At 66.0% G+C, this 26,124-nt stretch carries 25 protein-coding genes and 1 tRNA gene; 12 read left to right on the top strand and 14 right to left on the bottom strand.

From position 1 onward, the window contains the following. The first annotated feature begins 151 nt into the window (after positions 1-151). Positions 152-2,449 carry an MMPL family transporter gene (locus OHA42_RS06430; protein ID WP_406235376.1) on the top strand — a complete coding sequence of 766 codons (2,298 nt, stop codon included), beginning with the start codon at positions 152-154 and terminating at the stop codon, positions 2,447-2,449. A 183-nt stretch (positions 2,450-2,632) separates the two neighbouring features. Here the strand turns inward: OHA42_RS06430 and OHA42_RS06425 are convergent, their stop codons facing one another. Continuing rightward, positions 2,633-2,878: a hypothetical protein gene (locus tag OHA42_RS06425; RefSeq protein ID WP_406235374.1), complete on the bottom strand. Its 246-nt coding sequence runs from the start codon at positions 2,876-2,878 to the stop codon at positions 2,633-2,635. A 534-nt stretch (positions 2,879-3,412) separates the two neighbouring features. On the opposite strand from OHA42_RS06425, the gene OHA42_RS06420 reads away from it, so the two are divergent. Beyond that, a complete protein-coding gene (locus OHA42_RS06420) occupies positions 3,413-4,354 on the top strand; it encodes an EamA family transporter (protein WP_406235372.1) in 942 nt (313 codons plus the stop codon). Positions 4,355-4,445: 91 nt separating this feature from the next. Here the strand turns inward: OHA42_RS06420 and OHA42_RS06415 are convergent, their stop codons facing one another. Continuing rightward, the gene (locus OHA42_RS06415) at positions 4,446-4,646 is read right to left on the bottom strand and encodes a hypothetical protein (protein WP_328408144.1); all 201 of its coding nucleotides are present in this window, start codon (positions 4,644-4,646) and stop codon (positions 4,446-4,448) included. A 226-nt stretch (positions 4,647-4,872) separates the two neighbouring features. Then, positions 4,873-5,073: a hypothetical protein gene (locus OHA42_RS06410; protein ID WP_328408142.1), complete on the bottom strand. Its 201-nt coding sequence runs from the start codon at positions 5,071-5,073 to the stop codon at positions 4,873-4,875. Positions 5,074-5,371: 298 nt separating this feature from the next. Here OHA42_RS06410 and OHA42_RS06405 point away from each other — a divergent pair, with 298 nt between their 5' ends. After that, positions 5,372-6,130, top strand: a complete 759-nt coding sequence (locus OHA42_RS06405) for an SDR family oxidoreductase (protein WP_406235369.1) — start codon at positions 5,372-5,374, stop codon at positions 6,128-6,130. 101 nt (positions 6,131-6,231) lie between these two features. Here OHA42_RS06405 and OHA42_RS06400 read toward each other — a convergent pair. The 5 genes from OHA42_RS06400 to OHA42_RS06380 form a co-directional block, all read right to left on the bottom strand. Further along, a tRNA-Ser gene (locus OHA42_RS06400) sits at positions 6,232-6,322 on the bottom strand. Positions 6,323-6,398: 76 nt separating this feature from the next. Beyond that, entirely contained in the window at positions 6,399-6,971 is a 573-nt protein-coding gene (locus OHA42_RS06395) for a PIN domain-containing protein (protein ID WP_406235367.1), read from the bottom strand. A gap of 9 nt (positions 6,972-6,980) precedes the next feature. Then, a complete protein-coding gene (locus OHA42_RS06390) occupies positions 6,981-7,508 on the bottom strand; it encodes a helix-turn-helix domain-containing protein (RefSeq protein WP_406239130.1) in 528 nt (175 codons plus the stop codon). Between the two features lie 102 nt (positions 7,509-7,610). Then, positions 7,611-8,045, bottom strand: coding sequence for a nucleoside deaminase (locus tag OHA42_RS06385; protein ID WP_406239128.1), 435 nt, complete (start codon positions 8,043-8,045; stop codon positions 7,611-7,613). 53 nt (positions 8,046-8,098) lie between these two features. Continuing rightward, the gene (locus OHA42_RS06380) at positions 8,099-8,638 is read right to left on the bottom strand and encodes a tRNA adenosine deaminase-associated protein (protein ID WP_328408135.1); all 540 of its coding nucleotides are present in this window, start codon (positions 8,636-8,638) and stop codon (positions 8,099-8,101) included. Positions 8,639-8,696: 58 nt separating this feature from the next. On the opposite strand from OHA42_RS06380, the gene OHA42_RS06375 reads away from it, so the two are divergent. Next, positions 8,697-9,647, top strand: coding sequence for a prephenate dehydrogenase (locus OHA42_RS06375; RefSeq protein ID WP_406235365.1), 951 nt, complete (start codon positions 8,697-8,699; stop codon positions 9,645-9,647). A gap of 278 nt (positions 9,648-9,925) precedes the next feature. Here OHA42_RS06375 and OHA42_RS06370 read toward each other — a convergent pair whose 3' ends face one another. The 3 genes from OHA42_RS06370 to OHA42_RS06360 form a co-directional block, all read right to left on the bottom strand. Continuing rightward, a complete protein-coding gene (locus tag OHA42_RS06370; RefSeq protein WP_406239126.1) occupies positions 9,926-10,441 on the bottom strand; it encodes a putative glycolipid-binding domain-containing protein in 516 nt (171 codons plus the stop codon). A 123-nt stretch (positions 10,442-10,564) separates the two neighbouring features. Continuing rightward, positions 10,565-12,619, bottom strand: coding sequence for an ABC transporter ATP-binding protein (locus tag OHA42_RS06365; protein WP_406235363.1), 2,055 nt, complete (start codon positions 12,617-12,619; stop codon positions 10,565-10,567). Beyond that, the gene (locus OHA42_RS06360; protein WP_406235361.1) at positions 12,616-14,463 is read right to left on the bottom strand and encodes an ABC transporter ATP-binding protein; all 1,848 of its coding nucleotides are present in this window, start codon (positions 14,461-14,463) and stop codon (positions 12,616-12,618) included. The genes OHA42_RS06365 and OHA42_RS06360 overlap by 4 nt, the downstream gene beginning before the upstream one ends. A 275-nt stretch (positions 14,464-14,738) precedes the next feature. Between OHA42_RS06360 and OHA42_RS06355 the strand changes: the two genes are divergently transcribed. Continuing rightward, on the top strand, positions 14,739-15,017 hold the full coding sequence (locus OHA42_RS06355; protein WP_406235360.1) for a putative quinol monooxygenase: 279 nt from the start codon (positions 14,739-14,741) through the stop codon (positions 15,015-15,017). A gap of 10 nt (positions 15,018-15,027) precedes the next feature. On the opposite strand, the gene fadD32 is transcribed toward OHA42_RS06355, so the two are convergent. Both fadD32 and OHA42_RS06345 read right to left on the bottom strand, forming a co-directional pair. Further along, positions 15,028-16,944 (bottom strand): long-chain-fatty-acid--AMP ligase FadD32, encoded by a 1,917-nt coding sequence (gene fadD32, locus OHA42_RS06350; protein WP_406235358.1) that lies wholly within the window; start codon positions 16,942-16,944, stop codon positions 15,028-15,030. Between the two features lie 100 nt (positions 16,945-17,044). Beyond that, entirely contained in the window at positions 17,045-18,295 is a 1,251-nt protein-coding gene (locus tag OHA42_RS06345; RefSeq protein WP_406235357.1) for a KasA/KasB family beta-ketoacyl-ACP synthase, read from the bottom strand. A gap of 368 nt (positions 18,296-18,663) precedes the next feature. Here OHA42_RS06345 and OHA42_RS06340 point away from each other — a divergent pair, with 368 nt between their 5' ends. From OHA42_RS06340 to OHA42_RS06330, 3 genes are all read left to right on the top strand, one after another. Further along, positions 18,664-19,818, top strand: coding sequence for a DNA cytosine methyltransferase (locus tag OHA42_RS06340; RefSeq protein ID WP_406235355.1), 1,155 nt, complete (start codon positions 18,664-18,666; stop codon positions 19,816-19,818). Further along, positions 19,815-20,246 carry a very short patch repair endonuclease gene (locus tag OHA42_RS06335; protein WP_406235354.1) on the top strand — a complete coding sequence of 144 codons (432 nt, stop codon included), beginning with the start codon at positions 19,815-19,817 and terminating at the stop codon, positions 20,244-20,246. Before OHA42_RS06340 ends, OHA42_RS06335 begins: the two co-directional genes overlap by 4 nt. 269 nt (positions 20,247-20,515) lie before the next feature. Beyond that, complete coding sequence (locus OHA42_RS06330) at positions 20,516-21,223, top strand: DUF998 domain-containing protein (RefSeq protein WP_406235352.1); 708 nt, start codon at positions 20,516-20,518, stop codon at positions 21,221-21,223. Here the strand turns inward: OHA42_RS06330 and OHA42_RS06325 are convergent. Continuing rightward, positions 21,220-22,794: an esterase-like activity of phytase family protein gene (locus tag OHA42_RS06325; RefSeq protein WP_406235351.1), complete on the bottom strand. Its 1,575-nt coding sequence runs from the start codon at positions 22,792-22,794 to the stop codon at positions 21,220-21,222. The genes OHA42_RS06330 and OHA42_RS06325 overlap by 4 nt on opposite strands. Before the next feature lie 72 nt (positions 22,795-22,866). Between OHA42_RS06325 and OHA42_RS06320 the strand changes: the two genes are divergently transcribed. The 4 genes from OHA42_RS06320 to OHA42_RS06305 all read left to right on the top strand — a co-directional run bounded on the left by OHA42_RS06320 (position 22,867) and on the right by OHA42_RS06305 (position 25,737). Next, positions 22,867-23,259 (top strand): RidA family protein, encoded by a 393-nt coding sequence (locus OHA42_RS06320; protein WP_406235349.1) that lies wholly within the window; start codon positions 22,867-22,869, stop codon positions 23,257-23,259. Positions 23,260-23,328: 69 nt separating this feature from the next. Next, positions 23,329-24,057: a maleylpyruvate isomerase family mycothiol-dependent enzyme gene (locus tag OHA42_RS06315; RefSeq protein WP_406235347.1), complete on the top strand. Its 729-nt coding sequence runs from the start codon at positions 23,329-23,331 to the stop codon at positions 24,055-24,057. A gap of 297 nt (positions 24,058-24,354) precedes the next feature. Further along, positions 24,355-25,122 carry a VOC family protein gene (locus OHA42_RS06310; RefSeq protein WP_406235345.1) on the top strand — a complete coding sequence of 256 codons (768 nt, stop codon included), beginning with the start codon at positions 24,355-24,357 and terminating at the stop codon, positions 25,120-25,122. Between the two features lie 186 nt (positions 25,123-25,308). Next, a complete protein-coding gene (locus OHA42_RS06305; RefSeq protein WP_406235343.1) occupies positions 25,309-25,737 on the top strand; it encodes a GNAT family N-acetyltransferase in 429 nt (142 codons plus the stop codon). Positions 25,738-26,124 lie beyond the last annotated feature (387 nt).

Below are 26,124 nucleotides of genomic sequence, written 5' to 3'. Positions count from 1 at the left end.
GAGGTTGTACCTCCGCTTAGGCAATAGGTAGTCTACCTACCGCACGGTAGGCAGAAAGCGTCAGTGGAGGCGGGGGCGGCAGGGCACCCCGCGAGCGTTGTCTACAGGCCGAGAACCAGCACGCCCCCAGTCATCGCTAGGAGAATCCCTCGTGTCCGTTTATCTGTATAGATGGGGAAAGTTCGCTTTCCGCCGGAAATGGATAGTGCTTCCGGTCTGGCTCATCCTCTTCGTCCTCCTCGGCGGCCTCGGGGCGCAGCTGAAGGAGCCGATGAGCAACGACTTCAGCATGCCGGAGCTACCGTCCGCGCGCGCAAACGACATCCTCGACAAGCACTTTCCCGGCGCCTCCGACGCCTTCAAGTTCGACGCCGTCACCGGAACGTATGTGATCGGCGTGCCCGCCGGTCAGAAGCTGACCGACCCGGCCAACCGTGCGGCAGTGGACGCGCTCATCGCCAAGCTCAGCGGCCTGGATATCGTCGACCACAGCAAGCCGGTCGCGAACCCGATCGAAGCGGCCGAGAAGATGGGCTGCCTGGCCAACCCCGATCCGTCGCAGTGCAGCGGCGCTCCGCTGAATGTGCTGAGCAAGACCGCGCCCGATTCGGTCGCGTTCATGAGTGTGCCGTTCTCGATCAAGAAGTTCACCGACGTCACCGACGAGCAGCGCACCGCGGCCTACAACGTGGCCGATGACGCGCGCAACGCCGGACTCACCGTCGAGATGAGCGGCTCGATCGCGACGAAGCAAGAGGGGCCGAGCGGCAAGTCCGAGCAGATCGGCATGGGCATCGCGCTCATCGTCATGATCGTCGCGTTCGGTGCCATCGTCGCCGCCTTCGTCCCGATCATCACCGCGATCGTCGGCCTCGGCGCGGCCACCTCGCTGATTTTCCTCGGCACCTCGGTGATCGAGGTCCCGAGCTTCACCACCTTCCTCGCCTCGATGATCGGTATCGCGCTGTCGATCGACTACGCGCTTTTCATCGTCTCCAGGTACAAACATGAACTGGCGGTACAGGATTCGCCGGAAGAGGCCGCAGGCACTGCGCTCGGCACCGCAGGCTCTGCGGTGGTGTTCGCGGGTCTCACCGTGATCATCGCGCTCGGCGGTTTGAGCATCGTCGGCGTCGAGTTCCTCACCTTCATGGGTCTGGGTGGCGCGATCGCCGCCGCGTTCGCGGTGCTGACCGCCATCACGCTGATGCCGGCACTGCTCGGCGCGTTCGGCCGGTTCCTGTTCAAGCCCAAGCTGCCGTTCGTCGCCAAGCACGATCCGGAAGACGACACCTCGATCAGCAACGGCCAGCGCTTCGGCAGGCTCATCGGCAAGGCACCCGCCGTCACGCTGCTCCTCAGCGTCGTCGTCCTGGGCCTGCTCGCCGCGCCCGCGGCCGGCCTGAACCTCGGCCTGCCCGGCGATGACAGCATGCCGAAGACCTCGACTGTCCGAAAGGCGTACGAGCTGCGCACCGAGGGCTTCGGGGAAGGCAGCAACGGCGTGCTGAACGTCGCCGCCGACCTCACCAACGTGCCTGCCGACCGCCGCGTGGATGCGGTCAACGCACTGCGCAACAAGCTCGCGTCCTACTCCGGCATGGACTACGTGACCGAGCCGCAGTGGAGCGGCGAGGACAAGGCTGGTGCACTGCTCAACGGCGTGCCGAAGTCGGGCCCGAACAACCAGGCCACCAAGGATCTGGTCAGCGACGCTCGCAACGCCGAGGGATCGCTGAAATCCGAGTACGGCATGGAATACGGCATCACCGGCACCACGGCGATCTTCGCCGACGTCGACCATGTGCTGCTCGGCAAGATCGTGCCGTATCTCGCGATCGTCGCGGGCGCTGCGTTCCTGCTGCTGATCCTGGTGTTCCGCTCGATCCTGGTGCCGCTGACGGCCGCGCTCGGGTTCCTGCTCTCCATGGCGGCGACCTTCGGTGCGACGGTGCTGATCTTCCAGGAGGGCAAGTTCGGGCTGATCGACGACCCGCACCCGATCATCAGCTTCCTGCCCATCATGTTGATCGGTCTTGTGTTCGGCCTCGCCATGGACTACCAGGTGTTCTTGGTGACCCGGATGCGCGAGGAATTCGTGCACGGCAAGTCACCCAAGGACGCGATGGTCAGCGGCTACCACCACGGTGCCCGCGTGGTCACCGCGGCCGCGGTCATCATGATCTCGGTGTTCGGCTCGTTCCTGCTGGAATCCGATGCCACAGCGAAGTCGTTCGGCTTCGCGCTCGCGGTGGGTGTGCTGCTCGACGCGTTCATCGTCCGAATGATCCTGATCCCGTCGCTGCTGGTGCTGATGGGCAAGTGGTCCTGGTGGATGCCGAAGTGGCTCGATCGGATCCTGCCCGACATCGACGTCGAGGGCTCGAAGCTGCGTGAACTGCAGCAGCAGTCCGTCGGGGTGGACAAGGAGCCCGTCCTGGTCGGCTGAGCCGACCGCTCCTGAAACAACCGCTCGGCCCCGCACCCAAGAACCTGGGTGCGGGGCCGAGTGCTTTCCGTCCCGGTTTGATCTTGTGCGCGCTGAGCGCGGTACCGGCCGCTTCCGGATAGGTACGACGAGACTCCCGCGCCCCCATCCGATCGGTTGGGGGCGCGCTCATGTCGGCGGCACCTACTGGCTGGGTTCGGGCAACACGCAGTCGGTGACCGTGGGGTTCAAACCCGCGTAGTTGAGTGGGCCTGCGAGGGCAGTGACGGCAATGGTGCCCCAACCTGCGCAACTGAGCGGGCCGCTATCGAAATAGTGGCGCTGACCTGCGGCGATAAGGCCGATGGCCAACCAGACCAGAAGCAGTGTGCTCAGCAGCCCAGTACCTCTTCGGTGTACCGGTCGTGGGTCGATCGTTCGCTCGCGCATTGTCATCGCCTTCTTTCTGCACTCGCGTCTACCGTGGGTACCCCCGTTTACCCCGATCACTCCCCGCGCGAGGCAACACAATCTGCGATACAGTCCGTCACATGCTCCACGTTTTTAATCAACCGACCAGTCTTTTGCCTGCCACTTAGAGCACCTATCTTTCGCTCGTGAAGGCAATGCCGCCGATGGCGAACCCGCACCCCACCGCTCGGCCACCGGCCTGTACTACGTCGACGTCCGTCGCCTGACGGACCCTCCCACTCGAATCCCGGACATCCCCAGCCCATTCGTGCTGATACCGAATGCGAAACGCCTGGATGATCCCGCGCGCTACGAGCGCGCGCCCATCTCCACGGATATGTCCAATCTCCCTCCCGCACAACCGAATACGAGATCCGACCGCGCACCCCCGGCACGCACCGGTGGCGTAGGCGCGTGTCCGCAGAATGGAGTCACCCGTTGGTTATCGGCCCGGTCAAAGAAATTCCACCCGCCGTTGCATTTCCGCAATCACACACTGGCAGAACCGCTTCCATGTTCGGCAGCGCACCCGTCCTCATCCTCGCCGCCATGCTCAGCATCCAATTCGGCGCAATCATCGCCAAGCAGCTGTTCGAAGTCCTCGGCACCGGCCCGACCGCAGCCCTGCGGCTGCTGATGGCAGGCATCATCGCGATGGCGCTGTGGCGGCCGTCGCTGCGCATCGAACGGCACGCACTGCCCGGCATCATCGGGCTCGGAGTGTCTGTGGCCGTGATGAATTCGTTCTTCTACGCGGCGATCGATCGCATTCCGCTCGGCATCGCGGTCACCATCGATTTCCTGGGGCCGCTCGGCGTCGCGGTCGCGTCCTCCCGCCGCGGGCGCGACCTACTGTGGGCGCTGCTAGCCGGCGGCGGTGTGCTGCTTCTGATGAAAACCGGTGGGCCCATGTCCTGGACCGGCGTGCTGTTCGCGCTGCTCGCGGCTGCGGGCTGGGGCAGCTACATCGTGTTCAGCAAGGTGGTCGGCGAACACACCTCGGGTCATGACGGACTGGCCTGGGCATTGGGCTTCGGCGCGATTCTCGCGTTGCCCCTGGTCGCGGCGGACGCAAGCTCGGCACTGTTCGACCCGATAGTGCTGCTCGGCGTTGTCGGTATCGCCGTGCTGTCTTCTTTGGTCCCGCACGCCATCGAACTGCAGACGCTGCGCCGAATCACGGCCTCGACGTTCGGGGTGCTGATGAGTTTGGAGCCTGCGGTCGCGGCCGGGGTGGGGCTGCTGTTGCTCGGTGAGGGGCTGCACCTCACGCAATGGATCGGAGTCGGCCTGGTGATTGCCGCGGCAGCGGGGGCTGCTCGCCTCACCGGCGAGCCGAAAACCCAACCGTCGCAGTCGCAGTCGCAGTCGCAGTCGCAGTCGCAGTCGCAGTCGCAGTCGCAGTCGCAGTCGCAGTCGCAGTCGCAGTCGCATCGAGAGATCGTCGCGGCGTAGGACGGCACCGTCTATCGCACCCCGTTCCGGCGAGCAAGCGCTCCCCTGCTCGCCGGAACGGGGCATGTCCGGTGCACTCGGAACAATGCGGCTATGAACTCGGTTGCGGGACATTGCAGTCCGCAACCTTAGGGTTCACGCCCATGTAGTTGAGCGGGCCGACGAGCACGGTCAATGCGATCGAGCCGAACCCGGCGCAATTGATCGGACCGCTGTCGAAATAGTTACGCTGGCCCGCCGCGATCACGCCGATGACCAGCCAGATCAGGACAAGAGCAGTGCCCCGTTTCATGTTTCACCTGCGCATCGTCGCGGCACGGGCCGTGCCACGACGCATCCTGCCTGGCGTCGGTCCCGCGCTTCCTCTCGAGCGGAATACCCGCACGTGTGCCGATTATCCGCGTAAGAGCGCAACCCGCCCACCTGTTCGCCGAAGTTTGCGCGCCGCGCTCTCGGGCCGCACTGTTGCGGTGGACCACCGCGAACGGAGGACCAACCGGCCGACGCTGCCCTAACTGCTACGGACTAGGTTGCGGCACATTGCAATCCGAGATCTTCGGATTCACACCCATGTAGTTGAGTGGACCGGCGATCACGGTGACGGCGATGGTGCCGAACCCGGCGCAGTTCACCGGGCCGCTGTCGAAATAGTGGCGCTGACCCGCTGCGATCACACCGATCACCAACCAGATCAGGACCAGCAGACTGCCAATTCTCATATAACTCTCACTCATATATCTGCCGCGCATGGTTCCCACGCGGACTCTTCGGCGGCGCATTGTCATCGCGTCCTTCCTGCATTCATCTACTGCGCGTATACCCGCGAATTCGAAGATCACCCACGTCCGCCGCGGATTTCGAGTCATCCTCCGGCCGAGCGCCACGCGGCCCACCGAAGCCGAGTAGCCCCGCGCACCTAGTGGTGCGAAACCCCGCACAACATGCGCATCCATGCCGCTGTCACACTCCGGCGCTACGGTTCGTCTGTTCCTCAGAAGACTGACAAAGGAGCAGACCATGAAGATCGCAGTAGCCGGAGCAAGCGGACGGATCGGCCGCGAGGTGGTCGATGTGCTGAAGAATCAGGGCCACGAGGTAGTCGCCATAGCCCGCGCGATCGGCGTCGATGTCTACACCGGCGAAGGTCTCGCCGAGGCGCTGGCCGGTGTGCAGGTTGTCGTCGACGCGGTGAACGCACCGACCGCGGAAACCGACGCGGTGACAGACTTCTTCGGCACCACCGCCCGAAACCTGCAACAAGCAGCGGCCGAGGCTGGCGTCACCCGAATCGTCCTGGTCTCGATCATCGGCATCGACCCGTTCACCGCCGGTCACTACGCCGGAAAGCTCGTGCAGGAACGCACCCTGAACGAGGGCCCGGTGCCCGTACAGATCCTGCGTGCCGCACAGTTCCACGAGTTCACCGAGATGATGCTGGACTGGACCACCCGCGACGATGTGGCCTACGTCCCCGCAACCCGCACCCAACTCGTCGCCGCCCGCACCGTCGCCGAAAAACTGGCCGAACTCGCCACCGACGGAACGGCTCCCACTACAACCATCGAAATAGCAGGCCCGGAAGAGCTCAACCTCGCCGCCGCCACATCCCGGCTCGCCGCCCGCCGTGGCGCCCCCTCCCGAGTCGAAGAAATCACCGACCTCGAAGACCCCAACCACGAACTCCAAGCAAACGGCGCCCTACTCCCCGGGCCCGACGCAGTCCTCGCCGGACCAACCTTCACCGAGTGGCTGGACGAGCACTACCCCGCCCGATAACCCGCGCAGCGGATGGCGGCATGTCCCAGACGACGGAGACGGACGCGGAGTCGGAGTCGGCATAGAAAAAGCCCTCCACCTGGAATTCAGGTGAAGGGCTTTGGCGGTGGCGGAGGGATTTGAACCCTCGGAGGGGGGTTACCCCTCACACGCTTTCGAGGCGTGCTCCTTAGGCCGCTCGGACACGCCACCGCCGACAACCATACCGGACCACCGCCGGATCGATAAATCGCCTGTAGAGACGGGAAAACGGAGCTTTGGCGGCCCGCTACATGACACTGCGGATGAGGTCGACTGCTTCGCTCATGCCGTACAGCGTCACCAGGCGATCGAGTATCACTTCGACCGTCTCGGGTGGATTCTTGTGGCGGTTCGCGATCGCCTCGACGGCCTGTAGAGCCGTGTCTGGAGAGACGGATACCGCGTCGGCTGCGAAGACGGCAGGCCGGAGGATCTGAATCTGACTAGGTATCGAGGTCAGCGGGAAGTCGCGCACGTTACTGGTCACGATTGCCGCTGCACCGCCTACAACCGCAGCCGCGAGGACATGCTCGTCGTCCGGATCCGGGAGGTTGAAAGTGCCCTCGTGCGGTTCCCAATTCTGCACCAGAGCATCATCGAATGCCGACTGCATCGCCTCGATCAGACGGCTCGCCTTGGCAGCGGCCTTCGTCGAATCCTCGCCGCGCTCAACGCACTTCCTGGCTTCGTGGTATTCCAGCTCTTCCAAGATCGTCGCCGACCATAACGGCCGGTAGATGCCTTCGATCGCGAGCGATAACAGGAAGTCACGCTGCAGACTCGGCCAGAGGACACAGGTATCGAGCACTACGGCGAACATCGATCCCTTTCAGCCTTTCGCCCTCCGGCGTTCTGCTACAGCGTGACGCACGGCACGCAGCTGCTCGCGGATCGCTTCGGGTTCCTCGTCGGCATCGATGTCGATCGCAGTGGCGGCCAGCGCGTCGTACTGACGCTGCCGACGGGCCTCGCGATAAGCCAAGACATCTTCGAGCCGCAGTCGATGCCGGGTCCCGATGCGCTCTGCAGGTAGGTCACCTTTCTCGATGATCCGTTTGACCGTCGGCCTGCTCACACCGAGCAGGTCAGCTGCCTGTTGTGAGGTCAGCGTCATGCTCCGGGGAGCGATTGTCACAGCTTTACCGGCCAGCATGGCCGCGACCACCTGAATCAGCGCCTTATGCACTTCTTGCGGTAGCTCGATCCGGTCGTGCTCACCCACACCGACGAGTGCATAGCTGGGCTCAACGGCGGTTCCGCGATGCTGCTCGTGAGCTTCGAGGAAGCTCAGGACGGGCGCCAACTGCTTCGGGTGCTCTGTGATGAACGTCCGTTCCTCCAACGCCTGTGCGCTCATCTCTAACCTCCCTCGCCTGATCTCGGCGATGCTCAAACGAATGTTCCAAACTATGTTTCGAAACGTTCGTTTAGCGTCTCATGTCGAGGCCGATTAGTCGAGTCAACGTTGGGCACGGAAGAAGTCGTCGAGGAGCGCCACGCACTCCTGCTCGAGCACGCCGCCGCGCACCTCGGGGCGGTGGTTGAGGCGGCGGTCGCGGACTACATCCCAGAGTGAGCCGACGGCGCCGGTTTTGGGTTCCCATGCGCCGAATACGACGCGGGCGACGCGGGCGAGGACTAGTGCGCCCGCGCACATGGTGCATGGTTCCAGGGTGACAGCGAGGGTCATGCCTTCCAGGCGCCACCCATCACCGTGCACCTCGGCGGCGCGGCGCAGGGCGAGGATTTCCGCGTGTGCGGTCGGGTCGCCGAGGGCTTCGCGCGCATTGACCGCGCGGGCGAGCTCGCGGCCTGCCGAATCGAACACCACGGCGCCCACCGGGACGTCGCGGACACCCGCGTCGCCGGCGGCGGCGATCGCGGCGCGCACCATGTCGGAGTCGGAGAGACCGTCTCTCAGCAAGCCCACGTCGGCCGACACACTCCTCAGCGCGGCAGCTTGTCCAGCACGGCCGACAGCTCGTTGGCGAAGCCGAGCCGCTGGGCGATCATGCCGAGTTGTTCATCCGGGTACAGGTCGGTCTCGGCGAGGATCACGCTGAGCACAGGTTCGGGCAGGCCGAGATCGGCGAGGACGCCGAGGTCGCCTTCCTCCCATGGCTCGATGTCGTCGAGTTCGTCGGGGTCGATATCCGGGATTTCGACATTGAGGGCCTCGAGCACATCGGCGGCGATGTCGTAGTCGATCGCGGCGGTCGCGTCCGAGACCAGCATGCGGGTGCCGCTGGGTGCGGGCCGGAGCACGATGAAGAACTCGTCATCGATGTCGAGTAGTCCGAACACCGCGCCGGAACTGCGCAATGCCTTGAGCTCGTTCTCCGCCGCGGACAGATCGGTGAGTGCAGCCGAACTGAGCGGACTACACCGCCATTGTCCTTCTTCGCGGACAACGGCCACTGCGAACCCTTCTACGTCGTCGTAATCATCCGACGCCGCCCTGTTCGTGCCCGAGCGCTGTGCTGCCATGGCCGCAACGGTAGTCGGCTCGAGCCGAAATGTTGAAGTCGTATGCGAATCTGTTCCGGTGACTCGTGACCAGAAAGCACCCGTGTGCGTCCTCGGGACGGGCTTGATCGGTGGTTCCCTGCTCCGCGCAGCTGCCGGCGCGGGCTTCGACGCCTGGGGATACAACCGATCGGAGTCGGGTGCGCACGCCGCACGCGCCGACGGATTCGATGTCACCGGCAATCTGCGCGGTGTGTTGACCAGGGCCGCGGACACCGACGCGACGATCGTCGTCGCGGTGCCGATGCCCGCGGTCGACCACATCCTCACGGAGGTTTCCGCCTTCGCGCCCAGGTGCACGCTCACCGATGTGGTGAGCGTGAAGGCTCCGGTGGCGGCGGCCGTACACAAGCACGGACTGTCCGCGCGCTATGTGGGCGGCCATCCGATGGCGGGCACCTCCGAATCCGGCTGGGCCGCCACTGATCCGGGTCTGTTCCGAGGCGCGGCGTGGGCGGTCGGCGTCGACGAGGGCACGCACCCGGAACCGTGGACGCGCGTGGTGCGGCTGGCGCTGGCCTGCGATTCGGTGGTCGTGCCGGTTGTCGCGGACGAGCACGACAGCGCCGTCGCCCGGATTTCGCACCTGCCACATGTGCTGGCCGAGGCGCTCGCGATCGCGGGTGACGGCGGCGGGGAGCTGGCGCTCGGGCTCGCGGCGGGCTCGTTCCGCGATGGCACCAGAGTGGCGGGGACCGCGCCGGCCCTGGTGCGCGCGATCTGCGAACCGAATTCCGCGGCGCTGCTCGCCACGTTGAACGACACGCTCACGGTGCTCGCCGCCGCCCGCGACAGCCTGCGAGAGACAGGATCGCTCGAGGATCTCGTCGACGCCGGGTTCGCGGCACGGCAGCGCTACGAAACGGCGCAGCGCTGGGAGATCACCGGTGTCCACCCTGGCGAGCACGACTGGCTGGGGCAGTTGCGCGAAGCTGGTCGGCGCGGCGGCGTTATCACCAGTCTGGGCTGATGATCGGTCACCCGGCCGATCACGATGCTGGTTGAGGCACAGGATGGTGCGTGCAGAATCCAGCACGGCGTCATCGGTTCAGCTGGATTGATGGGCCGAATGTTCGGCCGATGCGATGTTGATCGAGGCTCGACCTACGCAGGCAGCTTCCGCTCGATGCGCAGCATCGGCGCCGAGCGGAAAGGCGTCCGCGAGGACATTCGTCCACGAGCGGACCGGGCCTGGTGGGGGCGATCAACCGTGCTGCTGGTCATGGGTCACCAACAGTCGGGCTGCCGTCAAATTCGCTCGGCCAGGCCGGGGTAGTCCAGCAGGAAGCCGTCGGCGTCGACGGTGACAGTGGCGCTGGAAACCGGCGACAGGACGCTGATCCCGTCCGTGCCGCTGCTGTAGGTGAGGCTGGCTTCCTGGACGAGCAGGTCGGGGAGGCGGACGTAGACGACCGGCACCTGGACATCGCCGACCGCGTGCTGCAGGCCGAAGCGGCGGATCGGCAGGGTGTTGAAGAACGGACTCAGCACCACATCCACGTCGAGCGCACCCGCGAAGGTGGAGCGCACATGGCTGCCACCCGCATCCACCAGCCAGTAGTTCTCTTCATCGCGCGCGATGGACGCGTGCCGCTCCCCCGCCGCAGTGGTGCTGCGCAGCGACAGCCGCTTGGTGACGCCGTTCTCGTCGGTGACCAGATCGTAGGAGGCGCTGAAGGCGGGATGGTCCGCGCAGGCGCCACCGATCATCCGGCCCGCGGCGCGGATGCGGTTGCCGTTGAGCGTCACGCGCACCGACTCCATCCGCACTGCGTTGTGCGCACGCCAGGTGAGAATCGCCGGCCACCGCGATGCCGGTTGGCTGTCAGGGCCAGAGGCTGGGTTCGTCACGTATCTACCGTAAGGGACGCAGCCGTCTGCCCCGCGTCACACCAGCGACTCGCGCCAGGCCGCGTGCAGACCGGCGAACCGTCCGGTGCCCCCGATCAGGGCGTCGGGGGTGCCGTCCTCGACGATCCTGCCGGATTCCAGCACCAGCACCCGGTCGGCGATGGCGACGGTGGAGAGCCGGTGCGCGATGATCACCGCGGTGCGGTCGCGCAGCACCGTTTCCAGTGCCTGCTGGACCAGCCGCTCGCTCGGGATGTCCAGGCTCGAAGTGGCCTCGTCCAGCACGATCACCGCGGGATCCGCGAGGAACACCCTCGCGAAGGACACCAACTGCCGCTGGCCCGCCGAGAGCCTGCCGCCGCGCTTGCGCACGTCGGTGTCGAAACCCTCGGGCAACGCCTGCACGAAGTCGTACAGTCCGATCGCGCGGGCCGCCGCGTGCACCTCCTCGTCGGTGGCGTCGGGTCTGCCGAGCCGGATGTTGTCGGCCACCGATCCGGAGAACAGGTACGACTCCTGGGTGACCATCACAACATTGCGCCGCAGGTCGACATCGGTCAGCTTGCGCAGGTCGATGCCGTCCAGGGTCACCGTGCCGCCGGACGGATCGTAGAAACGTGTCAGCAACTTGGCCAGCGTCGACTTGCCCGCACCGGTCGCGCCGACCAGGGCCATCACCTGCCCCGCCGGGATGTCCAAGGTGAACTCCGGCAACACAGTGCGGGTCCCGCCTTCCGGCTTCGATACCTTGTCTAGCGTTATACCGTTGGGCTGCAACGCCTTTGTGGCTTCGTTACCCATCGCGGACACGGCTGTGCCCACCTCGGGCAGCGGCTCGGCATCGTCGGGCAGCGCATTCACACCACCGCCGTCGACCTGCTGCTTCGCACCGGTCTCCGCGGGCCGGTTCGCACTGGAGTCGTATCCGAACCACACGCGATCCATCCGGACCGCGCCCTGGGCCTTACCGAGCGATGTCGGCTCGGTCGGTTCCGGCACCGACGGCTCCTCCTCCAGCACACCGGAGATCTTCTCCAGCGCCGCCGCCGCGGACTGATAGGAATTGAAGACCTGGGCCAGTTCGTCGAGCGGACCGTAGAACTCATTGAGGTACAGCAGGTACGCGGCGAGGACACCGACCGCGAGGTCACCCTCGATCACCCGCCACGCACCGACCACGATGACGATCACGGTGGTCAGGTTGCCGAGCAGCCGGGTGAGTCCGGCGTAGTCGCCCATGCCGCGCATGGCGGCGGTGGTGGCCTGCCGATACTCCGAATCCTCCAGTGCCAGCACCGATTCGTTGCGCTGTTCGCGCCGGAAGGTCTGCACGGCGCGGATGCCGCCCATCGACTCGACGAACTGCACGACGACCTTCGCGATGGCGCCGCGCGTACGTCGATAGCCCGCGCGCTGCCTGCGCTGCGCCCAGCGGGTGACGAGCACCAGTGGGACGAAACCGACGAGCACGATCGCGGCGAGTGTCTGATCGAGATAGACCAGCAGGACCGCGATGGTGAGCACCGAAAGGATCGCGCTCAGTGCCTGATTCAGCGCGCTCTCCAGCAGTTCCTGGAGTGTCTCGATATCGCCGGTCAACCGGGCGACAACCTTGCCCGAGGTGTACTTCTCGTGGAAGGCGACGCTGAGCCGCTGCATGTGCTCGAACGAGCGGACCCGCAGGTCGAACAGCACGCTCTGACTCAGATTGCCGGAAACCCGCAGGAAGAAGAACGTGGTGAGCACGCCGAGGCCGACCGTGCCGAGGTAACCGACGACGGTGAGCGCCAACGGAGTCCAGTTACCCCGGGCTCCTTCGGCGATCCCGGTGTCGAGACCATGCGCGATGAACAGCGGCGCCGAAACCATCGCGGCGTTGTCCACCACGATCAGCACCATGGCGAGCACCGCGATCTTGCGGTACGGCCGAACCAGGTCGAGCAGCAGTCGCCGGGATCGACCGGCCAGCACCAGGTTTCCGGTCTGGGTGACCTCTTTGTCCTCGCTGGCGATGCCGCGCCAATCGGCGACCGAATCCCGGGTGGCCGGTTCGGCCGCACTCGGCGTGGTCGCTTCCGCTTCCGTCGTCATGATTCACCTCCCATCAGCTCGCGATAACGGCTGTTGGTCTTCAGCAATTGATCGTGGGAGCCTTCGGCGACGATCCGGCCGTCGGCGAGCACCGCGACCCGGTCGGCCAGCGCCGCCGTGGACGGCCGATGCGCGACGAGCAGCGTGGTCGCTCCCGCCAACACGGTGCGCAGCCGTTCCTGCACGCGCTCTTCGGTTTCCACGTCGAGCGCCGACAGCGGGTCGTCGAGCACCATGATCCGGGTCCGATCACCCACGCTCTGCCGACCATTTCGATTGGCATGTCCGTTGTCGCTGACGGGGCCGAGCACCGCACGGGCCAGCGCGAGCCGCTGACGCTGACCGCCGGAGAGGCTGAGCCCTTGCTCACCGATCCTGGTGTCGAGCCCCCACGGCAGGTCATCCACGAACTCCGCGGCCTGGGCGATGTCTAGCGCGCGGCGCACATCCACATCGGTGGCCTCGGGGTCACCGAGCGCGACGTTCTCCCGCACGCTCGCCGAGAACAGCACCGGATCCTCGAATGCCACCGAGACCAGCGACCGCAGATCCGACACCCGCATCGCGGAGATATCGATGCCGTCGATGGTGATGACACCGTCGGAGACGTCGTAGAGCCGCGGAATCAGGTTGAGCAGCGCGGTTTTTCCGCTGCCCGTCGCGCCGACGAGCGCCACCGTTTCACCAGGGCGCACCTTCAGCGAGACATCGTGCAGCACCTCCCCTTTCGCGTCGGGGAAGGCGAACCGCACACCGTCCAAGGTCAGCTCGCCCGCGATGTGCGCAGGCAGCTCTACCGGGTCGGCCGGATCGGTGATGTCGACCGGGGTGTCGATGATCTCCCAGTACCGGTCCGCCGCGGTGCGCGAATCGTTGAGCTCGGCAAGTAGGAATCCGGTCCAGATGATCGGCCACTGCAGGAACGTCGACAGCGTGATGGCCGCGACCAAGGTGCCGAGCGTCATCGTGCCGTGCGCGACGGCGTAGCCGCCGTAGCCGAGCGCGAAGGCGATCGCCAGCTGCGGCAGGCTCATCATCGCCGACCACAATGTCGCGTCCAACCGGACTTTGAGCATTTCGGTCTGTTGCAGTTCGCGCGACTGTGCGGTGAAGCGTCCGCCGAAGAACACGCCGCGGCCGAACGCTTTCAACACTCGGACGCCCTGCGCCGACTCCTCGGCGGTTGTCGCCAGATCACCGGACTGGTCCTGCGAGCGGCGCGACGCCACCTCGTAGCGCCGCACGAACCGCGTGCAGATGTACACCAGCGGGATCGAGATGATCCCGAAGATCAACCCGATCTGCCAGCTCAGCGCGCACAACACGAGCAGGCCGACCGGAATGATGACGAAGTGCAGCACCAGGAACGGGCCCGCGAACGCGACGAACCGGCGCAGCGTGGCCAGATCATCGATCGCGCGGGAGAGCAGCTGTCCCGATTCCCAGGCATCGTGGCGTCCGATCGCCAGCGACTGCAGTTTGCGGAAGATCTTGGCGCGCATCGTGATTTCGAAATGCGTCGCGGGTTTGGAAACCAGCCATCGGCGTCCCCACACGCCGAGTGCCTCCAGCAGGCCGAGTGTCAGCACCGCGAGCACCGGCAGGACCGCACCGGAGAAATCGCGATGGGCGATCGGGCCATCGATGATGCGCGCGATCAGCAACGGGATCACGATCGCGGTCAGGGTAGCGACCACGGCAAGCGCCGTCGCCCCGATCAGTGCGGCGCGATACGGCCGAAGGTAGGGCAGAAACCGACGCAGCGAATGCAAGCGTCCAGGCGCGGCGGCATCGAGCCGCTCCGGTCTATCGGCCTCCGGTTCGGCCGACGGCCGTTCGAGCATGACAGACAAGGCTCCCCCTCGTGGTCCGTGGATCGGCGGTGTCGCGAACGGACCTTCCCATGATGTTCGCATCGGGGTCCGACAATCCAGCGTCGCATCGACGCGCGCTCCCGCCAACCGATTTTTCCGGCTGGTCAGCGACCGCCGCACCGGTATCTGTAAGGGAAGTCGCGCTCGGGCAGGTCGGCACCGCAGTCATGTCCACAGCCAACAACCTCGAGTTATCTCGAGGTCAAGCAAGCACGGGCGGTACCCGCCGGGCATAGACTCCGGAAGTGATCATCGTCGCCGGCTACCTGCGCGTCACCGACCGGCAGAAATACCTCGCGAGCTGCCGCGCGGTCGTCGAGTTCGCCCGCGCGACCGAGGGCTGCCTGGATTTCAGCCTCGGCGCCGATCTGGTCGAACCGGATCGGGTCAACGTCTACGAGCGCTGGTCCACCCGAACCGCGCTCGACCGGTTCCGCGGCGCCGGCACCGAAGGCGAACTCGACGCCCAGATCCTGGGCGCCGAGGTCCGCGAATTCGACTACACCGACGAAACACGGTTGTAGCGGCGGTTTCTCACACGGCCGTCTGCTGATCGCTCGGCGCGTCCGGGAAGTCCTGCTGCTGATGTCCGCCGCGCAGGGTGCCCTCGAGGTAGGCGGCCCGGCAGGCGCGGCGGGCGATCTTGCCGCTGGAGGTGCGCGGGATGGAACCCGCGGGCACCAGCAGCACGTCGCGGACGGTGACGCCGTGCCGTTGCGCGATGGCCACACGCACGATGTCCGCGACCGGCTGCGGGTCCAGCTTGCCCGCGCCGGACCCACGCTCGGCGACGATGACCAACTGCTCGGAGGTGTCCTCGGCGTCGTAGTTCAGACCGGAGCGACTGCCCTGCTCGAACACCAACGCGGGCAACTCGTTCGCAGGCACCGAGAACGCCGCGACGAATCCCGGGCGCAGCGCGGTGCTGGATTCCTGTGCCGAGAACTCCAGATCCTGCGGGTAGTGGTTGCGGCCGTCGACGATCACCAGATCCTTGACCCGGCCGGTGATGAACAGCTCGCCGTCGAAGTAGGCACCGAAATCGCCGGTACGCATCCACTTCGCGTCGGAAGCGGTGCCCTGGGCATGACTGCCGTCGGGTAGCCGCTTGGTGAGCCTGTTCTGGAAAGTCGCGACGGATTCCTCCGGGTGCCCCCAATAACCGATGCCCATATTCTCGCCGTGCAGCCAGATCTCGCCGACCTCGCCGTCGGCGCGCTCGATGCCGGACTCCGGATCGACGATCACCGCCCACTGCGACAACGCGACGTAGCCGCACGAAACCTGGGCGATCGCGTTGTCGGTGCCCGGCTCGACCTCGACCATGCGTCCGCCGTTGAGCTCGCCACGATCCACATAGACCACCTTGGCCTCGTCCTCGGCCTTGGTCGCCGAGACGAACAGCGTTGCCTCCGCCATGCCGTAGCACGGCTTGATGGTGGTTTTCGGCAGACCGTAGGGCCCGAACGCCTCGTTGAACTTCTTCATCGACGACACCGATACCGGCTCACTGCCGTTGATCAAGCCGATCACATTGGACAGATCCAGCGCCTCGCCCGGCTTCGGCTTGCCCCGGGCCGCGGCATGCTCGAACGCGAAATTCGGTGCGGCGGCAAAGGTTCCCGCACCGTCGGAGGCGGCGGCCAATTCCTTGATCCAACGATAGGGCCGACGCACGAACGCGCTCGGCGACATGATCGTGATGAAGCCGCCGCCGATGGTCGGCAGGATCACGCACAGCAGACCCATGTCGTGGAACAGCGGCAGCCAGGTGACGCCGCGCGAGTTCTCGGTGACGCCGATGGCATCGATCATCTGCAGCAGGTTCGTGCCGACCGAGCGGTGGGTGATCGCCACACCCGCAGGCGTCCGCGTCGACCCCGAGGTGTACTGCAGATAGGCGACGCTGTCGATATTGATCTCCGGGCGCACCCACGCCGCACCGACGCTGTCGGGGATCGCGTCGACGGCGATGACGCGCGGACGCTGCCCCGCGGGCAGATGCCGGAAGAAGTTCCGCACCCCCGCCGCAGCGGATCCGACCGTCAGAATCGCCGCGGGCGCGCAGTCACCGAGCACCGCGTGTAGGCGATCGGTGTGACCCTGCTCTTCGGGGTCGAACAGCGGCACCGCGATATTGCCCGCGTAGACAGCCGCGAAGATCGACACGACGTAGTCGAGGCCTTGCGGGGCAAGGATCGCCACCCGATCGCCCGGCTGCGACACCTGCTGGAGTCGAGCCGCGACCGCCCGCAGCCGGACACCGAACTCGCGCCAGGTCAGTTCCAGGTACTCACCATCGCGTTCCCGTGAGTAGTCGATAAAGCGGTACGCGAGTCCGTCACCGTTCTCCGCGCTGTGCTTGTCGACGAAGTCGATCAAGGTCTTGTCACCCAAGATCTTGATATTGCCCTGCTCGTCCAAATAGTCGTCGAAGGTTTCGCCGATCATCGCCTTATCCTTTTCCAACGCACGCACTAAGCCATGACACTGAACACAGACAGACACCGGAGCGCCGGGAAGATTAGCAGGTCCGGTGGCCCCGGGTCACTCAGTACCGACCGAAAGTGAGTGCGACGTTGTGCCCACCGAAGCCGAAAGAGTTGTTCACGGCGTACTCGATGCGCCCGGCCCTTGCCTGACCCCTGACGATGTCGAGGTCGACTTCCGGATCCTGATTCTCCAGGTTCAGCGTCGGCGGGACGATGGCGTCACGCACCGAAAGCACGGTGATCACCGACTCGAGCGCGCCGACGGCGCCGATGGAATGTCCGAGTGCCGATTTCGGCGCGTACACCGACGCATGGTTGCCGATCGCCTTGCTGATCGCGAGCGCCTCGGCGGTGTCACCGATCGGTGTCGCGGTCGCATGGGCATTGATGTGGTCGACATCGTGTTTGGTCAATCCGGCGCTCTGCAGCGCCCTGGTCATCGCACGCGCTGCGCCGGAACCCTCGGGGTCGGGAGCAACCAGATGGAAACCGTCGGAGGTGATCCCCGCACCCAGCAGCCGCGCGTGGATGGTCGCGCCGCGCGCTTTGGCGTGCTCCTCGGTCTCGACGATCATCATCGCGCCTGCCTCGCCGAAGACGAACCCGTCGCGATCGACGTCGAACGGCCGCGACGCGCACTTCGGGTCGTCGTTGCGCGTACTCATCGCGCGCATCATGGTGAATGCCGCGATCGGCAGCGCCTGAATGGAGCCCTCGACGCCGCCGGTGACAACCATGTCGGCATCGCCCATCACGATCATCCGCCACGCGTTGGCGATCGCCTCCGACCCGGACGAACAAGCCGACACCGGCGTCACGACACCGGCTCGGGCACCGAGCTCCATGCCGACGCAGGCGGCAGCGCCGTTGGGCATGATCGCCTGCACGGTGAGCGGCGAAACCTTGCGGTAGCCACCGTTTTCCATTTTGTCGCGGGCGTCGACGATGGCCTCGGCGCCGCCGAGGCCGGTGCCGATCGCGACGCCGAGGCGGTCCCTGTCCACCTCCGGGCTGCCCGCATTGCGCCAGACTTCGCGGCAGAGGCAGATGGCCATCTGCTCCACATAGGACATGGACCGCGTCTCGGCCCTGGTCAGAACCGTACTCGGCGCTACCTTCAGATGGCCGCCGATACGGACAGGGAGACCGAAATCGTCGATGAAGGCGTCCTCGAGGATGTCGATGCCGCTCTCCCCATTGAGCAGGCCCTTCCAGGTGGAATCGACATCGCCGGCGATCGAGGTGGTCGCCGCGAGACTGGTGACGACAACGCTGGGGTAGGCCCCATTCTTGGTGGACGGAATCTGCATATCGCTCACTTTCCTGGCGTCACTTGGGATAAACCGGGAACTGCGCGTCGACGCTGGAGCGCCGGAAGGTCAGCAGTGGCCAGGAGCAGATTCGCCTCCTGCCGTCGAACGGCCATGACGATACCCGGCCGATAGCCCATTGGCATTATCGGTGCGCGCGTCCGGATCTCGGTGCCGGACACACGGCCGGGTTGGCGGCCGGGTGGGCGGCCGGCACTGAGATCCCGACTCGAGTAACCTGCTGTGCGAGCACGGAGCGCAATCGCCGCAAGCAATCGCTGCTGTTCGCATTAGCTGCTGGTCCTTTCGAGCGACCTGCAAGCAATCGCTACGGCCGATCAGCGCCCATCGTGGGATCGCGGAAAGGGATGACTGTGACGCGCGGGCGGATGGTCGGGCTGTTCGCCGGTATCGGCGGGCTCGAGCTCGGACTCGGCGCGCACGGCTGGGACACCGAATTGCTCTGCGAGATCGAGCCGGGCGCCCAGGCTGTGCTCGCCGCGCGCTTTCCCGATGTGCCGTTGTACAGCGACATCACCAAGCTGCGTGCCATCCCCGCAGGCACCGAACTCGTCGCCGCGGGCTTTCCCTGCCAGGACCTCTCGCAGGCCGGACGCACCGCGGGCATCACTGGTAAACGCTCCGGCCTTGTCGACGAGGTGTTCCGGCTGGTGCGTCGCAGGCGCGGGCCGCGCTGGCTGCTGATCGAAAACGTGCCGTTCATGTTGCAGCTCGGTCGTGGCGCGGCGATGCGGCACATCACCGCGGCGCTCGAGGAGCTCGGATACACCTGGGCCTATCGGGTGGTGGACGCGCGCGCGTTCGGGCTGCCGCAGCGTCGGCAGCGGGTGCTGATGCTCGCCTCCCGCACCGAGGACCCGCGCCAGGTTCTTTTCGGCGACGACGCGGGCGAGCGGACCGTCGGCGATCCCGAACGAGATCCGTGCGGCTTCTACTGGACCGAAGGCGTGCGCGGACTCGGCTGGGCGGTGAACGCGATCCCCACCATCAAGGGCGGCTCTGCGCTCGGCATCGCAAGCCCGCCCGCGGTGCGGCTGCCGTCCGGGGAGGTGGTCACGCCGGGCATCGTCGACGGAGAACGCTTGCAGGGCTTCGATTCCGACTGGACCGCGCCCGCAACCGATGCGCCGGGTATTCGGCAGGGGCATCGCTGGAAGCTGGTCGGCAATGCGGTGAATGTCCGGATGGCGGAGTGGGTCGGCGCGCGCCTCGCCGAACCGCTCGGTGCGATTCCCGACGATCAGCCGCTGGCGCCCGGCCAGCCGTGGCCGACCGCCGCGTGGGGTCGCTGCGGTGTTGCCCACCGGGTGCCGGTGTCGACCTGGCCGGTGCACGAGCCGTATGAGGATCTCGGCAATTTCCTCACCGATTCCCGGCTGCTTTCCGCGCGCGCGACCGCCGGATTTCTGCGCAGAACAGGTATGGGCAGTCTGCGATTTCCGCCCGGCTTCCTGGCCGATATGGAAAGCCATCTCGATCGAATGGGCGGCTGGGCGGCATGAGCGCGGGCGCTTCGGCACGGCGGCCGACGACCGACGCGGCGACGAGTGCGCGCATGGCGCGGCAGCGGCGCAGCGGAACCAAGCCGGAACTTGCACTGCGCCGGGAACTGCACCGGAGGGGATTGCGGTACTTCGTCGATCGGGCGCCGCTACCAGGTCAGCGTCGCCGGGCCGATCTGGTGTTTCCCCGGCTGCGGGTGGCGGTTTACGTCGACGGATGCTTCTGGCATCGCTGTCCGCAGCATGCCACCGATCCCAAGAACAATGCGGAATGGTGGGCACAGAAGCTGCTCGGCAATGTGGAGAGGGACCGCGCCACCGATTCGGCGCTGACCGCGGCGGGCTGGCAAGTGATTCGGGTGTGGGAACACGAAGACGCCGTGACGGCGGCGAATCGGGTACAGACCGTTATCGAGGCCGGCCGCTGAATGACCGGTGGCGCACCCGGACCAAGGTGCGCGGAGCATGCGCGGCCAGATAGCCCGACACCGCCATGGCAGACATCACAGCGATCCCGCCCAGGGCCGTCGCGAAAGCAATCATGGGAACTCCTTCGATGTTGTCTCTCCCACAGAGTGTCCGATAGACCTGACAGGATCCTGTGCGCGGGTTGGGAATGCTGTACGAGCCATGTTGGGTAGGACACACTGACCAATCGGTGATCACCGGACCGGAAATAGGCGGGAGAATGGGTCGGGTGAGTGGTAGCCGGAAGATCGCCGAACGGCACGTACGCGCGGCCTCCTGGTTCATCGCAGCGGCCATCGCGATCGCCGGACTCTGCTATTCGTCGTGGCTGCTCGAATTCTTCCTGCACATCGACGTCGACCCGGTGAATTCTTTCCTCAGCGAACTGGACGCCGAGGGCAAGCCCCACCGGGAGATATTCGCGACGGCCGACAAGATCGTCGGCGCATTGCTGATCCCCGCGGCCATTGCCGGGCTCCTGCTGTTTCCCCGGCGCAGGTTCACCACCGTCGGCTGGGTGGCGCTGTGGTGTTTCGGCGCCGCGACCATCGGCGATGTACTGCTGCCGCTGCGCGACTGCACCCCGCAGGACAATGCCGCGTGCGGCGGAGGCGGCAGCGAACTTTTCCCGCAGCTGCATCAGCCGCACGCGCTGACGAGCACCATCGCGGTGACCGCTATCGCGGTCGCCGCCTTCGCCTTCAGCCTCGCGGCGTTCCGATACCACCGCTGGCGGATCCTGCGCGAGGCCGGTCTGGTTGTGCTGGTGATCGGGTCGGCGGCGACCGTGTGGATGCTGGTCGCCGACAACCTGACCGGCAATTACGCGCTCGGAATTGCCCAGCGGATCCAGGTCGGATCGATGTCGCTGTGGCTGATCACGCTGGCCGCCGCGGTGATTCTGGAGGGTCGGGAATGGACCGACCCGGATAGTTAGCCGACCTGTAGGCGCACCGTGTGGCTGTCGAGCTTCGCGGGCAGCTTGCCGGTGTCCACGAGCAGGATCTCGCCGGTGTCCTGGACACCGTCCGGCAGGGTCTTGGGCTTCAGCGCGAACGGCGGCTGCTCGCCTTTGCTGCCGGCCAAGCCGAAGTCGCTGTCGTTGGCGATGTAGATCGTCTTGCCGCCGTCCAGGGTTGCGATGCCCTCGATTTTGTCGTGCCCGTAGAACTTGCCGTCGGCATTGAGCCCGGTGACCAGTGCCGTGAGATCCAGGTTCGCGGTCTTGGCGACCGGTTTGACGCCCACCCGGCTCAGTGCCGAACTGCCCTCGGCGGTCGGCACCGTGCCGACCAGGGTCTCCAGCGGCTTGCCGTCGATCAGCAGGCCGCCGCGTTCCGGATCGTATTGCGCGCCGGGCACCTTCGACTGCGGGCCGACATCGGTGGCGCCGGAGATGTCGACGGTCCACAGCTTCTTGTTCGATGTGGGCGGCAGCTCGCCGTCGCGTTCGTCGACCAGGAAGGTGGTCGGGCTCAGCGCGGTGATCTCCGAGACCGCGACCTTCGTCTGCTTCGGGTTCTCCAGCGGGTAGACGAATTCGCGCAGCGCTGTGGTTTTCAGGTCGACGGTGACGATGCGGGTCATCGGCACCTCCTTGGCCGAGCCGTCCAGCCCGGGGGTTTTCAGGCCGCTCTGCACGATACCGACGAGAGTGCCGCCGTCCGGGGTGCTGGTCAGACCCTCCATGCCCTGGTTAGGGGTGCGCAGCGCAATCTCCTTCGGCAGTCCGGCGCCGGGAGCGAGCCGCTCGATCTCGGCGCCCTTGGCATCGAAATGCACCAGGAACGGGCCATATTCGTCGGAAACCCAGAAGCTGCCGTCGGGTAGCGCGACCAGACCCTCCGGATCGAGCCCGTGTTCGGTGGGCGGCAACACGGTGCCCGCGAGATCGCGGATGGTTTCACCGGTACTCGCCGCAACATCGACCTGGCCGTTGAACGGGGTGCCGTTCGCGGTGTGCAGATCGATCGAGGACTGCAGCGTGGCGCGGTTGCCGACCAGCTTGAACCGGCCGATCTTGGGCACGAATCCCGGTGTCGGCGAAAGCTTCTCGTTCTTGCCGGGACCGTCGACATTCGGGCCGCGGTCGGTGAGGCCGTAGAACTCGTCCTTCGATCCTGGCACCGGCGTCCATGCCGAGCCGAAACCGCTGGCCTGCACGGTGGCACCGCCCAACTCGCCGAGCGGCGGCAGGTCGGTGGTGTACAAACGGACCGCATCGGTTGTGGTGACGCCGAATTCGTCGGCGCCGGTGTAGCCGGGCTTCGGCTGGTAGACGAGCGCACCGTCGGTGCGCCTGCTGAGCGAGCCGTGTTGCGGATCGGCGAACGCGACGGCGGCACTGCCACCCGTCACGCCGAGCAGGTCATCCAGGGAGATCACCAGCGGCTGGTCCGCGGCCACGGTGAAGTTCACCTTCGGGTCCGAAGCCGAGCAGCCTGCAGCGAGCACGCCGACGCACAGAACGGCGACTGCGGCGATGCGAGGACGAGAATGAGCGTTCACGCCTGTCTGCCTACCTTGTCGATCCGACGTTGGAAAGAAGTCCGAGTGACGAGTCCATGCCATGCTGTCGTCATGACCGCTCGTGTGAATATCTCCTCGGCCTCCGAGTTCGAAGACATCGTCGGCTACTCCCGCGCCGTCCGGCTCGGCAACGTGATCGCGGTCAGCGGCACCACCGCCTCGCTCCCCGGCGGGGGTGCGGTCGGCGGTGCCGATATCGGCGAGCAGACCAGGGAAGTCCTGCGCCGCATCGCCACCGCGCTCACCGACGCCGGCGCGAGCCTCGAGGATGTGATCCGCACGCGCATCTTCGTCACCGATATCTCCCGCTGGCCGGAGATCGCCAAGGCGCACGCGGAGGTCTTCGGCGACATCCGGCCGGCCGCTTCCATGTACGAGATCAAGGCACTGATCACCCCGGCACTGCTGGTCGAGATCGAGGCCGACGCGGTCGTCGGCGAGTAGTCGCCGTGACTGCCCCGGACTCAGCGCTTTACGGGGCGGGACCGAGCCCGGATCGCTAGGGTCGGCATCGTGACAAGCGATGCTCCGGAAACCACCGTCCAGCTCGACACTGTCGCCGAGGCGACGACCCGCTTCCTCGACACCGCACGCCGTCTCGGCGATAGCGATGTCACCGGTCCTTCGCTACTGCCCGGCTGGACCCGCGGACACGTACTCGCCCACTTGGCCCGCAATGCCGACAGCCTGGTCAACCTGTTGATCTGGGCCCGCACCGGCAACGAGACGCCCCAGTACGCAAGCATGCAAATCCGCGATGCCGATATCGAGGCAGGCGCCCCGCGCCCGTTGGCCGATCAGCTCGCCGACAACGAGGCCGCCGCCACCCGCTGGCTCACCCTCGCCATGGAGGCGCCGCCGGAGGCGTGGGAGGCCATCGTCCGCACCAGGCAGGGCAGGCCGATCCCCGCCACCGAGGTCATCTGGATGCGCCTGCAAGAGGTCGAAATCCACCACGTCGACCTGGCGGCCGGTTACCAACCCGCCGACTGGCCAACCGATTTCGTGACCCGCCTACTTCCCCGAGCCGCCGCCGACCTCGCCAAAGCCGCCGCATCGGACCCCGGCGCCACCGCATTCGCCATCCATGCCATCGACACCGACTTCACCGCGACCATCGGCGCCGAGGCACCGTCCCGCACCGTCAGCGGCCCCGCCACGTCCCTCTTGGCTTGGCTGATCGGCCGGTCCACCGGCGCCGACCTGACCGGCGACCTCCCGGCTCTCCCCGCCTGGAAGTGAAGTGACACAACACAACAGCCAAGCCACGAGTTCTGGTCGGATTGGTGATTCCCGTCAGCACGGACGCGAGAATCAGGGTGCTGCTCGAAGCCGTGTCTCATCGAGTGTCTCGCCACGATCGAGACGTGACCGACTGCACCGAGGAGCTCCCGCCTGGAAGTGCCAGAACGACTGAGCCGCCACTGCGTGGATTCTCTCGACACGCACAAGGCGACTTTGCTGGAATAGGCCACCTCGTGCGGGATGCGGGCGAGGATAGGGACGGTATGTCAGCGCACTTCGACGAAGGAGCGTCCCATGACAGTGATCACGCAAGCTCCGCCGAACGGTACCCCCACCTGGGTTGACCTGGGTATTCCCGATCACCGGCGGGCGATGGAGTTCTACGGCGCGGTGTTCGGGTGGGAATTCGGGGAGGAGGGGCCGCCGGAAACCGGCAATTACACGATGTGCCTGGTGCAGGGCAAGCCCGTGGCCGCCCTGATGAAAAACTCCGACCCTGACGCCACCGACTTCTGGTGGAATATGTACTTCGCCACCGACGACTGCGACGGCGCGGCCAAACGCATCACCGATGCGGGCGGCCAGATCCCGATGGCGCCGATGGACGTCATGGAGCAGGGTCGGATGGCCATCGCCGTCGATCCGGCAGGCGGCCAGTTCGGCCTGTGGGAAGCGCGCGTGCACATCGGCGCACAGGTCGTCAACGAGCCGGGCGCGATGGTCTGGAATGAACTCGTCACCGCCAAGGCGGACGCGGCGCGCGACTTCTACACGGCCGTCTTCGACTTCACGCTGGAACCGATGGCGGGCTTCGACTACACGGTGCTGCATCGCCCTGACCAACGGCCCATCGGCGGCATCCAGGGCGAGCCGTCCGCGCCCAAATCCGCCTGGCTGACCTACTTCGACGTCGCCGACGCCGACGCGACTCTCCAACGCGCCACCGCCGCGGGCGCCACCGTGACGCTGCCCGCACAGGACACGCCCTTCGGCCGCATGGCCGGACTGCGTGACCCGTTCGGCGCGGAGTTCCGCATCATCGAGTCGGCCCAGCAGTCCTGAGCCGGGCCGAACGAGAAACAGCCACCCCGTAGAAGGTGGCTGTTTCTCTTCGTCCGTCGCCGGCTGTGCCGATGATCGGCCGAGGCTTGCTCTTGTTGGGCGTCGGGGATTAGATGACACTGCATGATCAGCATCCGGCCCAGAACTGTTGCGGATCTGCCGTCCTGTGTCGCGGCTCTTCGCGAAGTGCATGAGACCGATGGCTATCCGGCCGTTTGGCCCGAAAGTCCCGCGGGCTGGTTGACTCCGGCCAAGATGGTTGATGCGCGTATTGCCGAGGCGGATGGCGTTGTGGTCGGCCAGGTCGGTATCGGTGAGAGCATGCTTCCCGCGGCGGTTCGTGACGATGTTCCGGACGTCGCGTTGATCTCGGTGATCCGCCTGTTCGTTGCGCCGTCGAGTCGAAAACGCGGTGTGGGTCGCCGACTGTTAGACGCGGCCGCCGAGATGGCCGAACAACGAGGATGCCGCGCTGTGCTCGACGTGGAAATCGGTGGCGTTGCCGCGATTTCGTTGTATGAACGGGCAGGCTGGAAGCGAGTTCATAGTGGGCTGGCCAACTGGACGATGCCGGATGGTCGAGTAGCGTTTCTACACTACTACCTGAGTCCGTGACTCGCGGTCTGGTGCGCGTATCGGTTGAATTCACCCGGTCCAGTGTGCGGTTGAGCTGCCGGGTCAAGATCAGTCGGAATACGCCCAGCCGACGCCCGTCTATCCGCCGATACGACCCGCTTACCAGCGGTCAGGACGAGGTGTTCGGACTGGTCCAGAGTGCAAGCACTGCGAACCGGAGGCATGCCAGTCCGACAGAATCGACTGGTGAATCCAGCATCAACCAGTCACTGGAAAGCGGCGCGCGTCGATTCGGGGGCGTCCTGCTCGATTGCCCATCCCTTCTCGGGGTAGACCCAGATGCGTTGAGTGTCACCAACGATCATTGTTGATGACACGGTCGATGTCGCCGATGCTCCGGATGTAATCGTCCAGTGGCAGGTTGAG

It is taken from the genome of Nocardia sp. NBC_01009, from assembly GCF_045208035.1.
GTDB lineage: Bacteria > Actinomycetota > Actinomycetes > Mycobacteriales > Mycobacteriaceae > Nocardia.
Note: the sequence above shows the minus strand (reverse complement) of the source record. Positions and strands in the feature narration are given on the sequence as shown.